This is a genomic window from Anoxybacillus sp. P3H1B, assembly GCF_001560855.1.
Classification (GTDB): Bacteria; Bacillota; Bacilli; order Bacillales; family Anoxybacillaceae; genus Anoxybacteroides; species Anoxybacteroides rupiense.
In genome coordinates, this window is sequence record NZ_LPUG01000012.1 from 218145 (window position 1) to 232397 (window position 14253).

Sequence of the window (14253 nt, forward strand, 5' to 3'; positions counted from 1 at the left end):
TAACGATGACGGTTCGGAAAAAGCTATGGCTTCATGCCACGATTTCGATTTTGCTTTCGATCGGCATGATGGGATTTATTATTGTCAATATGCTGTCGATTCAAGCGACCAACAAAGATATTGTGCCCGTGCTTCTCACTGTTCAGGAGCTAGAAGCGAGCATGAAATCAACGAAACAAAGCTTAAATAACTTTGCCTACAATATGACAGAAGGAAATAAGCAGGGGGCCATTGAACAAGTTCAGCAAACAGAGCAGCTCATTCGTAAGCTGAAGAAGATGTTAAAGCAAAACCATTTTCAAGCTTTATTGGAAAAAGCAACGGCCAAATTTTCCAATGTACATGAGCAATCCATTGAAGCTTTGAACACTCTTGATGCGTCTGAGGCCAGACGGCAAGCGATGCGAATCGAAGGGGCTATGAATGATATATATGGTTTAAAGTTGGCTGCAAATGATTTTTATGAACAATTACAGCAAGAGATGCAAGCACAAATCCGCTTTGTGGTGTGGACGGCAATCATTGGAAGTATGGTGCTTCTTGGATTGGCTGGCGCAAGCAGTTTACGGCTCACACGTTCTATTACTAAACCTCTTGAGCATCTAGCGGCCAACGCGAAAGAAATAGCGAGCGGCCATTTGCTTGTTGAGCCTGTTTCCTATAAACATCATGATGAAATCGGCGAGCTCAACACTTCATTCAGCCAAATGGTCCATGAGCTGCAGCGGCTGCTACATTCCGTAGATTCCGCAAGCCGGCGTGTTGAAACATTTGCTAAAGAGATTGAACAAGAAAATAAAATGCTCACAGAAATTAACCAGCAGGTTGCTTTATCTACGAATGAGCTATCAGCCGGCGCTCAAAGTATTTCCGAAGAACTGCAGCAAGCGGTATTGCTTATCGAAAAAATGGATGATACGTTTGCACAAACCGCTGAACGGACGGAACAAACGGCTCAGTACAGCGAAGTCGCAGTAGAAGCGATTCGCAACGGACAAAAGGCGATTGGGGAGCAAATGAAGTTGATCCGCGATAACGCTGAAGCGACAGCGCTGATCGAGAGGGAAACACAAGAGTTTATTAGCCATGCAGCGGATATTGAACAAATGGCAAAGGCTGTATCGGAGATGGCGGAGCAAACGAACTTGCTTGCGTTAAATGCGGCCATTGAAGCAGCCCGTGCAGGAGAAGCGGGAAGAGGATTTGCGGTAGTGGCAGAAGAAGTGCGCAAGCTTGCCGAGCAGTCTGCGCAAGCAACGAAGCAAATTTTTGCCACTGTTTCTCACATTAAACAAGGGGTCGCTTCTGTTTCATCTGCGGTTACGCAAGGAGTGAAAATTGCTGAACAGCAATCTCGGTCAACGGAAGCAACAGCAGAAGCTTTTCGTGAAATTGAAAGCAAGGTGATTGGGATATCGGCTGATATTCAGGAGCTCGTAGCAGATGTGGCTGCCTCTAAACAATTGGGCGAGAGCGTGCTGCAAAATGTGGAAAGCATTAGCGCGGTTGTCGAACAATCGGCGGCCGGCAGCGAGGAAATTGCTGCTTCGATGTCTGAACAGCTCGTCGCTTTTGAAAAAATGGTAGAAAAAGTGGCGGTGCTGCGTCAATTGACGGATGAATTGCATACAGTGATGACAAAGTTCCGCATGGAGTAAATTTATCATCAAACAAAAGTTCTCCACGTTTTTTAGGTGGAGAACTTTTGTTTTAAGGCTGAAAGGTTGTCTCTAGTACATTTAAGAAACCTATTATACAAAATTATTAACGTTGTTATTTCTTCCAAACTTATAGGCCGAGATGAGGAAAAAGATCAGTGCGAATGCGAGGATAATGAGCAAATTCAAATATAAGCTTCCAAAGGAATGGCCTTGCTGTAATTTTAACAACGCATCCAGCGTCCAGCGTTGCGGCAGAAAATTAGCTATTTTTTGTACGAAAGTAGGCATAATATCCGCTGGCCAAAAACATCCTGAAAGCATGCAGGTAGGAACAACGATCAAGTTTTGCATCGCTCCTGCTGAAGCAGAGCTGTTTGCAAAAGCGACCGTTATAAAAGCGATGCCGATGGCTACTAGTGAAAATAACATCAGAACAACGGCCATTTGCCAAAAAGCAATATTTGTTTTTATGTGAAATACTCGATCCATTATCACTAATGTAAGGATAATCTGTCCGGTCATCACAATCATGTTGACGATGATATTTGACAATACGTATCTTTTTCCATTAATAGGAGCGGATAATAATCGGAAGTATGTTCGATTCTCTTTTTCTTTCACGATCATTTCCGCTAAATTGCCCGCTGAAAAAAGCATAATCATCAGCAAATATCCGATGGTCTGATAGGTCATGCCGATATTTTTCGATGTATCTTTCAACGAATGGACCGATGTCCGAAACGGCGATTGCTGGTAGCGTTCGTACATTTGCAAAAATGTGCGTTCATCCCCGTTAGCTATTTTTCCGAGCGCACTAATATTATTGATGTAGTGATATAGGTACGATTTGATGAAACCGGTAATTTCCGAGCCATGAATCGAAACAATTTGCAGATGGTCGGGTCGTCCTTGCTGGACACTTTTAGAAAAGCCTGGATGAAAAACAAGCACGCAATCGAGCTTGCCGGATGTGATTTGATCGTCTATTTCTGATTCCTTAATGTTCGTTACAGAAAGATGTTCTAACCCTTTGATAAAATGGATCGTGTCATTCGTCATATAATGAGGATCGTTATTGACAATGCCGATGTGTACATTTTTTTCGTTAGAACCGCTGTAGACAAGCAGGGATATGATAATGCCGATAAGCGGTGTGCCAAAATACAATAAAATATTTTTTTTATTACTAAACGTCTTTTTTAATGTATGTCTCACCAACCACATCACATCTTGCATATTATAATCCCTCCTGTCTTGTGAACGCCGTCCCAGCGATCAGCAAAAACAACGCTGCCAATCCGACATTTAGCAGCATGGCGAAAGAACCGGCTGATACATCGTTTAAATAAATGATTTTTGTAAGAGCTGTATTGACCCATGTGAGAGGGGAGAGGTTCGTTATCAATTTTTCCATTGGGCCTGTAGCTTCTATTTTGAAATACGCTCCGCCCAAGAAAGACGCTAGCTGTATAACAATCATAAGAATCATTCTGGTCGCTCCTTCTGTTCTTGCGATATAGCTGATCCCAAGACCCAAGCTAATCGCAAATAATACTTCTGTAAATACGACAAGATATACTAGAGCAAGATGATGTCCCCAATAGGCTTTAAAGACGAATTTACTAAACGTAATGACAATGGCGACACAAAGAAAATTCACAACCATGTTTCCAAATATTTTTCCAATAAAAATTTCAAATTTATGGACTGGTGCTGCCAATAATCGATCTGCCGTTTTGCGCGTTCTTTCCCCCCGAATTAAATAACTTGCTGACAAGGCTCCATAAAGGGCGATCATCGTTGTCATAGCAATCGCATAATAGTCCATCGCGCCTGGCTGTCTTTTCGAATGCAGAGACGTTTCTTTTATATAATCATTTTGTACTTTGTTGTTCATTAACAGCTGTACTTGCTCGGGTTTTACTTTTGCGACGGCTGTGGCGATGTTATATTGATCGGCAAATGCGGCAGCCATTCCTTGAATAACGCTCCCTTTGATCGAGTTTGTATCGTTTACATATAGCTGGATTTGTTCATTGGTAATTGTCATATATCCATCATAATAGCCTTGCTGTACCTCTTTTTTTGCATCAAGCTGGCCAGAGATTCGTTTAAAATGAAGAGCGGATTTTTTGGCTTCCTTCATAAACTGACGAACATAGCCTGAAAATTCTCCGGATGTTTGATCTTTATATAATACATGGATCTCGCCAACAGAAGTGGAAGTATTAAAGGTATTAGATAAAGCCGTTCCTAGTATGAGCATTAATACAATCGGGAATGCCAGCATAAAAACAAGTGTTTGTATATCGCGAAAATCGCTTTTTATTTCTTTGAACGCAATACGAATGATATTCAAAAAACATCCCTCCTTTGCATTAATGATCTCTTAAACTTCTTCCGGTTAAAGTCAGAAACACAGTTTCCAAATTTGGCGATTGTTCTTTAAGTGAACGGATTTCTACTTTGTCGTTAATGAGGCATTGAATGATGTCGTTTAAGTTGTTGACACTGACATCCGAACTGACTTTCATTAGGTTTTCCTCCATTTGGACAGCTTTTACGCCGCTAATGGCTTCGATTTTATTTAAATCGATCGTTTCCATCGGTTTGATTTCAATCCAAACATCTTTTGTATTGGTAATAATGGCTTTGAGCTGCTCTTTTGTTCCTTCAGCGATGATTTTGCCGTGATCGATAATCGCAATACGAGAGCAAATTTCTTCAACTTCCTCCATATAGTGGCTTGTATAAATAATCGTACATCCCATTTCATTCAATTTTTTTACAGAGTTTAAAATATAATTTCTTGATTGCGGATCGATTCCTACTGTTGGTTCATCCATAATGATGAGCTTTGGCCGGTGGGCGATCGCGCAAGCAATGTTTAATCGTCTTTTCATTCCGCCGGAGAAGCTTTTCGGATAGCTTTTATGTTTATCGCTTAACCCGACAAACTCTAATGCTTTTTCTACTTGCTCATGAAGTTGGGTACCGCGCAGCCCATAGAGACCTGCGAAAAATTTAACATTTTCGTATGTTGTCAAATCTTCATAAATCGCGATGTCTTGTGGAACGATACCGATATTTTTTTTGGCAAATCGGCTGTGCTTGTGTATATCTTTGCCAAGGATTTTAATTTCTCCAGAATTGGCACGCAAAAGCCCAGAGATCATGTTGATGGTCGTGCTTTTTCCAGCTCCGTTTGTCCCCAGAAATCCAAATATTTCCCCCTCTGCTACGGTTAAGGACATATTATCAACGGCGATAAAATCACCAAATTTTTTTGTCACGTTTTTTATTTCTAAAATGTTCATGATCTCACCTCTTTATTTTCAGTATGTTTTCAGTATAAAAAAGAAAATGAACTCATATAAGTGAATGAGTTCATTTCTTTAACATGAGAATATTCATATGTTACGTCTGAACTGGTTCATGTTTTTGGATAGGAAGAAGAGTGGTGACGGAAAAGCCGTTTGTACCATCGACAATGACCATGCCATTGACGGAAGCGGCCCGTTCTTCCATGCCGATGATGCCAAGGCCTTTTTTGATTTTATCTGCTCCTTTTCCATTATCCTTGACTTCCATTTTAATAAGCGTATTTAGTACGTGTATCTCGATAGAAATAACGGTGGCGTTGGCATATTTCATGGCATTAGTCAATGCTTCGGTCATGTTTTCATAAATAATTTTCCATTGAATGGGAGTGATGATCTCCAAATCACCTTTGCAGACCAATGGGATGTGCCTATGGTGCTGTGCGGCCATCTCTTCGATGAATAATTTCACTCGGTTCACGCCCATTTGCTCAGAACGAGGCTTTATATGCTTTAATGTCGTTCGGATGTTTTCGATGCCATCTTTTGAAATGTGGATGGCGTTTTGCAGTAATTCCTTCGCTTTATAGCTGTTCGTATCAAGTAAACGCTTGGCCGCTTCCATTTGGATCAGAGCGCCAGTCATGGCATGCCCGATTTGATCGTGAAGCTGTTGAGCGAGCCGATTGCGTTCTTCTAATTGCAGCATATATTGTGACTGTTTCATATATTCATAATAATCATTTAAGCTTTTGGTTAATCGATGAATATCTTTTCTCATGGTGTCAAGGGCGCTTTCTAATTTTGCGGCTCTTTGTACGTACTGTTCAGTGATCGTTACGCTCATGAAATGAAAGGACGCTGCAAGAAAATAGGCAGGGTGCAGGCTGTGAGAAATCACGGCAAGCGGAAGCATCAGCAAAATCAATAGCATCCATTTTTTATTGATGTAAATAGAAAAAAATTCGTATAGATTCATTGGCAAAAGCAACATAAAGAAAGGATCCACTTGAAAACTCGCAGCTAAAATAAGAATCATGGATAGCCATATGCCACTGTATTTAAGTTGTGTTTTTTTAAAAAGATAAATGCTCATATTAATGGAGAGATAAGCGAGCGAAGTAAACACAAACAAAGCCGCATTGATATGATCTGAATATAAATAGCAAATGCAGATATAGCACCATAAAATGAATTTATTTAAAATCAGTAAAAGCTCCATTGCGATCCCTCAATAAATTTTTCCTGTCAAATAATAAATGGCGATTTGTGTGCGATGCTGCAATCCGGTTTTATCTAAAATCGAAGTAATATAATTGGCGATCGTTCCTTCCGATATAAAAAGCTGCTTCGCAATTTCTTTATTTGAAAGCCCCTTAGCAATGCACGCCATGATTTCCATTTCCCGATCTGTGAAAAGCGTTTTATCAATTTTTGGCTCCGGTTCTTTGTCGTTTGTTAAATTTAATTTGATTTTTTCCATAATCACATCTTGCATAATGGTATTTCCATTGTATACAGCTTTAATCGCTTCTCGTATGCGTTCAGGATCCGTATTTTTTAAAAAATACCCTTTTGCGCCGTTGCGGATGGCGTCCAAAATGTATTCGTCATCATCGAAAGTGGTAAGGATCAGAGGTTTTGTGTTTGTTTGCTCGCATATGAGCTTGGTTGCTTCGACTCCATTCATGTTCGGCATGCGCACGTCCAGTAGCGCAATATCGACAGAAAATTTTTGGCAGTATTCAACAGCTTCTTGGCCGTCGTTGACGGTTGCTAATACGTCAAACTCATCATAGGTACTTAATATAATTCGCATCCCTTCGCGAACAAATGAATTATCATCCGCAATGATGACTTTGATTGTTTGGGGCGTTTGCGTAACGGACTCTTTCATGGATATTCATATCCTTTCTCTATATTATATTTTACGAAAAAATACAGAATGATAGGGCAGCACTCTGCTTCTTTCCTCGAACAAGAACGTGACGTTGTTCGAGAAGGGCATGCTAAAAATCTTCAGTCGGCCAGCAAACGGCTTGCTGACTACGATAGAAAAGCGAGGAATTAATAGGTTTTTATTGGATTTTCAACACGCCTAATCCTATTTCTTTTCGGTGTGATCGTATAAGTTCTCATGGGAAAATGGGTACCAAGAGGCAGGAACTGGTCCTCCTTGTGCCTTTATTTTTTATCTAATGAAGCCTCATATTTTAACGTTTGTATTTTTTAGCATGGAGATTGGGAGCGCTTTTGTAAAAAACGTTGTCTTTTTAGAACGGCTCTGTTTCATTCGATAGAAAATGTGTCCTTCTTGCTTTTTTATTATACAAAAGCTTCAGCTGAAAAACACATAAAAAAGAGCTTGCTCTGCAAGCCCCTCAGACTGTTGCCAAGCGGTTTCATCCTGTGTCACGGGCCTCGTCGTTCGTCTGCTCATGAACGTTTTTGTTCCGTTCATGGCCTCCACTCGGTTGCGTTTCTTGTCTGCCAAGCGCTTTCGTGAGACCTTCAATAAAGGATATGAAAATGGTTGTAGACAAAGTCAACATGGACTTTGTCTACAACATGCTTTTTTACAAATGATCGGTTTTTTTTGAGTATTCGTTTTTTCCCGCTTGTCGATTTTTTTCGTGAAGCATATTTTTCTCATGCTGTTTGGCGTTATTGTCTCGTGCTTTTTTATCATTATCGCTTGTATGAGCCATATGAAGCTTCTCCTCCTTTTTTAGAGGTTGTCTAGCGATAGTGTGAGCAACAAGAGAATGTTTTATGCTTCAATATATTCGTTTAAGAAAAAGAGGGCAAGTGTCCCAGGACCCGAATGTGAGCCGATGGCTGCTCCAATTTGGGAGATATAAAAGCGGGTACAGCCGAATTTGGCTTCAATTTGCCGCTTAAGTTCTAATGCGGTTTCCTCGTCATCGCCGTGGCTTATGCCGATGAGTTGCTTTTGCAAATCACTTCCGCGCTCTTCCATCAACTCAAGCATTCGCTTTAGCACTTTTTTGCGCCCGCGAATCTTTTCAAGCGGAATAAGTTTGCCGTTTTCTACGTGCAAGAGCGGCTTGATGTTTAAAAGGCCTCCGACAACAGCTGATGCCTTGCTGATTCGCCCGCCGCGCGCTAAAAATTCTAAGTTGTCAACCGTAAAGATGTGCTCCATTCGGCTGCAATAAGCATCGATTGTTTCACATAGCTGCTCATAAGGCATTCCTTTTTGTGCGAGCTCACTTGCTTTCATGACCACAAGCCCTAGGCCAAGCGATGCGCATTTGGAATCAATAATCGTTAATTGAAAATCAGGATATTGTTCTAAAACTTCTTCGCGCATCATCATGGCGGTTTGATATGTACCCGACAACTCTGATGAGAAAGCGATATAGAGAGCAGGGCGCCCGTCTTTAGCCAGCTCGGAAAATACTTCCTTTATTTTTTGTGGGCTTGTTTGGGATGTTTTTGCCACTTCCCCGTTGCGCATCGCCTCATACACCTGCTTTGGATCGATGGTGACGGCATCCTCATAGTCGCGGCCGCTTAAATGAACGATAAGAGGGAGCAAATAAATATGGCGCTCCTGCAAAAAAGAATATGGCAAATCACAACCGCTATCCGCTACAATATGAATCGACATTGTGTTCACCTTCTCACTATAAAATAAAAAATGATTTCGTCCTTATAAGTGTAACGAGTTAACAACAAAAATACAATTTCTCTTTTCTGATACGGAGTGATACGATGATTGGACTGCAGGTAAAAAAATTGGTGATCGTGTTAATGGATGCGCTGCTGAATGCGGCAGCGATGAATCTGTTTTTGATTCCGGCCAACGTTTATACGAGCGGTTTTGCTGGTATTGCTCAGCTTGCTTCAAAGCTTGTGGAAGATTATACTCCTTATCATCTTTCGACACGATTGCTCTTATTCCTGCTGAATATTCCTGTGGCCATTTTAGGGTGGAAAAAAATAGGGGAATCGTTTACGCTATACAGTTTTTTAGCGTAGCATTTATGTCGCTGTTTTTTAGAGGATCGAGAGTTTGCCTATAACTTGTTGAAGCCGCGGATCAACCCGCGGCTTCTTTAAAATGATTATAAATCGTTTAATTCATTCTGCAGTTGCCGCAGCTGTCTTTTTTCTGCCAAATTCGAATGAGTATAAGCAGAAGATAAAGCGTTTTTCGCTTTTTCAACCGTTTGTTCCTCTGTTGTTACTTTTGCAGTCATAACGGCTTTCTGAGCTTCTTGAAATAAACGGCTCCCCACAGTTAGTATCCTCCAAGGGAAGTTTCGATCGCTTCTTTTGCTTTTCGCTCTTCGGCTTCCGCATATGTCATGTGATAAGGGATTCTCTCATCATGTTTTTCCACAGCATCCGTGCTTTGCTGAATAAACCGCTTTGATTTATTTCGTTTACCCAAGACGCATTCCCCCTTGAAAATCAAGACGCATCGCTGCGTCGTTTATATTGTAACCGTGTTGGGGGAATGATAGTAAGGCAATTCGTTACAGCTTTAACAGCGATTTTAAATAAACAGCGATGCCGTCTTCCTCATTGGTTTTTGTCACATCATTGGCGATTTGTTTTAATGGTTCAATGGCATTTCCCATCGCGATGCCATATCCTGCCCATTGAATCATTTCAAGATCGTTGTCTTCATCCCCAAACGCGATGACGCGTTCTTGAGGGATTTGGAAATAGTTGCAAATTTGCTGCAATCCGAATGCTTTATGAACACCCGTACGAACAATTTCAATAATATGCCAAGGAGCAGCCCAACGGCGATGATGAAGCACATTGGCATGAACGGTGGATAAATAACGTTGCAGTTCATCGGCATGCTGTTCATCTGTATGAATAAGAACGCTCGTTGGATCAGCTTTTAACATGTTCCGCAAATCGCCAATTTCGATTTTGGGATTGCCCAATTTCACGAGATCCAACAGCTTTTCATCGTGGTCATGAAAATACACATCATCCATGACTTCCGCTAAAATGTTTTTGATGTGATATGTTTCGCTCACTTCAATAATTTCTTTAATGGTTTCCAGATTAAGCGGAGAGTGGCGTATTCCCCATGAGTCGTTTCTTGGATGATGCACAAAGGCCCCGTTAAAATTGACAATAGGTGTTGTTAAATGAAGCTCTTCATAATACATTTTGCTAGCGCGATAAGGTCTGCCAGTTGCTATGACAACGATATGACCAGCTTCTTTCGCGCGGAAAATAACCTGTTTAGTTAGCGGAGAGATCGTTTTGTCATCTTTTAACAATGTACCGTCTAAATCTAACGCAATTAAATATCGTTCCATAATAGCTCCTTTGTACATAGTTTTTGGATTTGGCATAAATGGATAAAGAGCTTACACAGATAGTGTAACTCTTTTCCAAAATTTTTGTCTACATGTTACACTAAAGGAAGAGAAAAAGTGTAAAGGAGTCTAAGTGGCTATGATTGTCATTAGAAATGAAGCGATTGCCGACATTCCTGTATTGCATGTGGTCAAGCAAGAGGCTCAGCAAGAAAAGCTGCCCCTTATCCTATTTGTGCACGGATTTACGAGCGCAAAAGAGCACAATCTTCATTTTGGTTATTTGCTGGCTGAGGCGGGATATCGGGTCATTTTGCCAGATGCGCTTTACCATGGAGAAAGAGCACAACGCCTCACAGACGAGCAGCTGCGATTATCCTTTTGGAATATTGTTCTGCGGACGATTGGCGATATAGAACAGATAAAAAATGAGCTCTGTTCTGGTGGTCTTGTACAGGAAGAGCGCATTGGCGTCGCCGGTACCTCAATGGGAGGAATCGTGACATTTGGCTCGCTTGCTGTGTATCCCTGGATTAAAGCCGCTGTTTCCTTAATGGGTAGTCCGTATTATCAAGCGTTTTTTGATGTTCAAATCGAAATGGTGAAAAATATGAAACGCAAGATTCTGTTGACAGATCAACAGCTGGAAAACGAGCGGCAGCGGCTGGCTCCGTACGATCTTTCGCTTCAGCCGGAGAAATTGCGCGGCCGCCCGCTCATGATGTGGCACGGGCAGCGAGATTCAGTGGTACCTTATCATTATACATATGAGTTTTATCAACAAATAAAACCTTTTTATGAGAACGGGAAGCTGAAATTTATTTCTGATGATGAGGCGGGACATAAAGTGACAAGAGCTGCGTTTTTGCAAACAGTTGATTGGTTCGCTCAGCATGTATGAATCTCTCACCTACACGTCATTTCAAGCCGGGAGATTTCTCGATGGACATGGTCCATAAATCGTTTGGGGGTAGAGGTGTTCAGCTGCGTCAAGCACGGTTTTTTGTTTGATTGCGACCAGGAGAAGGACGAAAGGAAGTTTCCATATCATAAACATAGGGGCCGAAGACCAGGCCCCTTCATTCGCTTATATATTTACTTTTTTTGTATGTTTCGCTTTTTTTCTGGTAGCATTCAAAGCAATAGAGCATTTCTTGTTCCTCGCTGATGACACCGTTTAAAAATCCTGACAAGCAATGAATCGGTTTGCCGCACTTTGAGCAAAAGCCGACGAACTCTTCCAAGGGCCATTCCCCTTTCATGATCATTAAAAATTTTTGAAACATGTGGATAGGCAGTGCTTCGTCGAATGGGTCTAGCAGTTTTCGTGTATATATAATCTATTATAATATAAAGGAGGTTCGTTTTATGAGCTAATGACCGGAAAATTTATATATAAAAAGTTACATGAAACTGGGACGAACGGTCTATGGAAAATAGATGGTCGCTGGAAGCTCCTTGATTTGCCTCCAACCGTCCAAAAAATGAGAAATTTTGCTTTTGAATCGGCTATATATTCCATATTTTTACTAAACATGAAAGTCGACTTAAAATGATGGAGTAAATGGGATTATATCAAAACGGATCTGTATGATCAGACAAAGCGGGGGATAGACGGTGGAACGGATGATCGGAGCGGTCTTGGCTGGAGGTCAATCGCGCCGCTTTGGCAGCCCTAAGGCGTTTGCCAAACGAAAGGATCAGTATTTTTTTCAAATCGCTGTCGATGCGCTGCATCCTTTTGTGAAAGAGGTGTATATTGTCAGCCATCCCGATCTTGTCGCACGTTTTGAGCGAATGGTGACAAACGAGAAGGTAGTGATGGATGAAGAGCGGTATCGCGGTCAAGGACCGCTTGCCGGCCTCTATACGGTTATGAAACAAACAGAAGCAGACTGGATATTTGTGCTTCCTTGTGACATGCCCTATATACAAAGCGACACAGTTGGCAGGATGGTATCATATGTTGATCATGCGTTTGATATTGTGGTCTCCACGCATTTTGGCCGGCTGCAACCATTGGTTGGCGCTTACCATCGCCGGACAATGAAGTGGATAGAACATATGCTGCAGCACGGCGACAACAGAATGAGATCGCTATTTGAACATTGCTCCGTTCGCTATGTCAATGAACAAGATTTTGGGGCAGAAGAGATCGTATTTCGGAATGTGAATGACTTAGATGAATATGCCGACATTGCAGCAGAATGAGAACAACGTTCGAAAGGGGAGAGCGTCACAAGTAAGGAAACTGAGCTGTAAGTGTGCAATCATAGCATGGTGTCAGGATCGACACATCATGCAAAGCTTTATTTTTTGCCTGAGCATGTTGGATGATGAAGATGAAGGATCGATGTTTTTTTCACGGCTGAATTTATCGATTTATGGTATACTTTCATGTAACATCCGCTTTTACAAACACAGCTGGCAAGCGCTTGTTGTTTAACATCATCCGCCGAGAAGTCTCCCATCTCTTAATGGAGGGGAGGAGTGGGAGGTTCATAAACATGATTGATCATCAAAACATGTTTATTCGATTTGAACATGCGGTTAAGAAAATATTTTATGATGAAAAGAGGAGGCACCATGAACCGAAATAAGCCGATAGTCGTTGATCGATGGGACCGGCCGCTGCGTGATTTGCGTATTTCTGTAATCGATCAATGCAATTTCCGTTGTGTTTATTGCATGCCGGCTGAAATTTTTGGTCCTCATTTTCGCTTTTTGCAGGAAGACGAGTTGCTGACGATGGATGAAATGGTGCTGGTTGCAGAAACCTTTGCCGAGTTAGGAGTAGAAAAAATCCGCATTACAGGCGGCGAGCCGCTGCTGCGGAAAGATTTGCCGCTGTTGGTTGAACGATTGGCCAATATCCCAGGTATCGGTGATATCGCTTTAACTACCAACGGAGTTCATTTAGTGAAAATGGCGAATCGATTAAAGGACGCAGGGCTTGGGAGAGTCAATGTCAGTTTGGATGCAATAGAGGATGAAATTTTTAAAAAAATGAACGGCGTCGGTGTTGGCGTTCAGCCTGTTTTGAAAGGAATCGCCGCGGCAAAAGAGGCGGGGCTGCTTGTGAAAGTAAATATGGTTGTAAAAAAAGGATGGAATGATTCCCAAGTCGTGCCAATGGCCAAGCATTTCAAAGCAGAAGGAATTCCTTTGCGGTTTATTGAATTTATGGATGTCGGGACATCAAATGGCTGGAATCTGTCACAAGTCATGACGAAAAAAGAAATATATGAACAAATTCAACAATGGCATCCGCTTGAGCCGATCGAACGGGCCTATTTTGGGGAAGTGGCGAGCCGATATCGTTACGTTGGAACGAATATAGAGGTAGGATTTATTTCTTCGGTCACCCAATCATTCTGCAGCAGTTGCACAAGAGCGCGGGTATCGGCGGACGGAGTATTGTATACTTGTTTGTTTGCCGCAAATGGAACGTCATTAAAGACATTGCTTCGTCAAGGGGCTGGTAAGAAAGCGTTAAAGCAGCTGGTAATGGAGACATGGACAAACAGAACGGATCGCTATTCAGATGAGCGTGCCCTGCAAGCAAATCAAGAACGGAAAAAAATTGAGATGTCCTATATCGGCGGATAGATTTTTAGTAAAAAAAGTGAGAGACATGATCGTGAAGGACCAATTCAACAGATTGGTCTTTTTTATTTGATTGAAAGAAGAGGAAGAATATCATCTGTACAAAAGTAAGGAAAGCGTGCAGAATCTTTATGAGACATGATAGAATCAGATAAACATACACTTATTGTGTCAGATTCGCTCGAATATGGGATGGGAGCTGTTACAAAATCCACGGTCGGAAGGGAAGATGATTTCTTGGGTCTTCAAGCGGCTTGTATATAAGAGAGTATAGAAGGTTTTTCATTCATTTTGTTAAAAGAATATACGATGTGGCGCGTTAGCAAGACGGATCGCTGTTTCCTATTTTATTTC

The 14253-nt window shown here is 41.6% G+C and carries 14 protein-coding genes and 1 pseudogene; 5 read left to right on the forward strand and 10 right to left on the reverse strand.

What is annotated here, in order from left to right; all coding sequences use genetic code 11:
• Positions 1 to 5 precede the first annotated feature (5 nt).
• Entirely contained in the window at positions 6 to 1658 is a 1653-nt protein-coding gene (locus tag AT864_RS08360) for a methyl-accepting chemotaxis protein (protein ID WP_066148231.1), read from the forward strand.
• A 93-nt stretch (positions 1659 to 1751) separates the two neighbouring features.
• Here AT864_RS08360 and AT864_RS08365 read toward each other — a convergent pair whose 3' ends face one another.
• The 7 genes from AT864_RS08365 to AT864_RS08390 form a co-directional block, all read right to left on the reverse strand.
• On the reverse strand, positions 1752 to 2897 hold the full coding sequence (locus tag AT864_RS08365; protein ID WP_066148233.1) for an ABC transporter permease: 1146 nt from the start codon (positions 2895 to 2897) through the stop codon (positions 1752 to 1754).
• A gap of 1 nt (position 2898) precedes the next feature.
• The gene (locus AT864_RS08370; RefSeq protein ID WP_066148236.1) at positions 2899 to 4020 is read right to left on the reverse strand and encodes an ABC transporter permease; all 1122 of its coding nucleotides are present in this window, start codon (positions 4018 to 4020) and stop codon (positions 2899 to 2901) included.
• Positions 4021 to 4039: 19 nt separating this feature from the next.
• A complete protein-coding gene (locus AT864_RS08375; protein ID WP_066148238.1) occupies positions 4040 to 4978 on the reverse strand; it encodes an ABC transporter ATP-binding protein in 939 nt (312 codons plus the stop codon).
• Between the two features lie 100 nt (positions 4979 to 5078).
• Positions 5079 to 6203 carry a sensor histidine kinase gene (locus tag AT864_RS08380; RefSeq protein ID WP_066148240.1) on the reverse strand — a complete coding sequence of 375 codons (1125 nt, stop codon included), beginning with the start codon at positions 6201 to 6203 and terminating at the stop codon, positions 5079 to 5081.
• A gap of 9 nt (positions 6204 to 6212) precedes the next feature.
• Positions 6213 to 6878, reverse strand: coding sequence for a response regulator transcription factor (locus AT864_RS08385; protein ID WP_066148242.1), 666 nt, complete (start codon positions 6876 to 6878; stop codon positions 6213 to 6215).
• Positions 6879 to 7557: 679 nt separating this feature from the next.
• A complete protein-coding gene (locus AT864_RS17535; protein ID WP_082741658.1) occupies positions 7558 to 7689 on the reverse strand; it encodes a DUF3941 domain-containing protein in 132 nt (43 codons plus the stop codon).
• 62 nt (positions 7690 to 7751) lie between these two features.
• The gene (locus AT864_RS08390) at positions 7752 to 8615 is read right to left on the reverse strand and encodes a DegV family protein (RefSeq protein WP_066148244.1); all 864 of its coding nucleotides are present in this window, start codon (positions 8613 to 8615) and stop codon (positions 7752 to 7754) included.
• A 104-nt stretch (positions 8616 to 8719) separates the two neighbouring features.
• On the opposite strand from AT864_RS08390, the pseudogene AT864_RS08395 reads away from it, so the two are divergent.
• Positions 8720 to 8983 (forward strand): annotated as a pseudogene (locus AT864_RS08395) (YitT family protein); the annotation flags it as partial.
• 89 nt (positions 8984 to 9072) lie between these two features.
• On the opposite strand, the gene AT864_RS17540 reads toward AT864_RS08395, so the two are convergent.
• The 3 genes from AT864_RS17540 to AT864_RS08400 form a co-directional block, all read right to left on the reverse strand.
• Positions 9073 to 9246 (reverse strand): DUF3813 domain-containing protein, encoded by a 174-nt coding sequence (locus AT864_RS17540; protein WP_082741659.1) that lies wholly within the window; start codon positions 9244 to 9246, stop codon positions 9073 to 9075.
• Positions 9247 to 9248: 2 nt separating this feature from the next.
• The gene (locus AT864_RS18135; protein ID WP_172798648.1) at positions 9249 to 9401 is read right to left on the reverse strand and encodes a hypothetical protein; all 153 of its coding nucleotides are present in this window, start codon (positions 9399 to 9401) and stop codon (positions 9249 to 9251) included.
• An 85-nt stretch (positions 9402 to 9486) separates the two neighbouring features.
• Positions 9487 to 10293 carry a Cof-type HAD-IIB family hydrolase gene (locus tag AT864_RS08400; protein WP_066148248.1) on the reverse strand — a complete coding sequence of 269 codons (807 nt, stop codon included), beginning with the start codon at positions 10291 to 10293 and terminating at the stop codon, positions 9487 to 9489.
• 139 nt (positions 10294 to 10432) lie between these two features.
• Here AT864_RS08400 and yjfP point away from each other — a divergent pair, with 139 nt between their 5' ends.
• The 3 genes from yjfP to moaA all read left to right on the forward strand — a co-directional run bounded on the left by yjfP (position 10433) and on the right by moaA (position 13902).
• On the forward strand, positions 10433 to 11194 hold the full coding sequence (gene yjfP / locus AT864_RS08405) for an esterase (RefSeq protein WP_066148249.1): 762 nt from the start codon (positions 10433 to 10435) through the stop codon (positions 11192 to 11194).
• 725 nt (positions 11195 to 11919) lie between these two features.
• Positions 11920 to 12504 (forward strand): molybdenum cofactor guanylyltransferase, encoded by a 585-nt coding sequence (locus tag AT864_RS08415; protein WP_066148377.1) that lies wholly within the window; start codon positions 11920 to 11922, stop codon positions 12502 to 12504.
• Positions 12505 to 12879: 375 nt separating this feature from the next.
• Positions 12880 to 13902 (forward strand): GTP 3',8-cyclase MoaA, encoded by a 1023-nt coding sequence (gene moaA / locus AT864_RS08420; RefSeq protein ID WP_066148253.1) that lies wholly within the window; start codon positions 12880 to 12882, stop codon positions 13900 to 13902.
• The last annotated feature ends 351 nt before the right edge of the window (positions 13903 to 14253 follow it).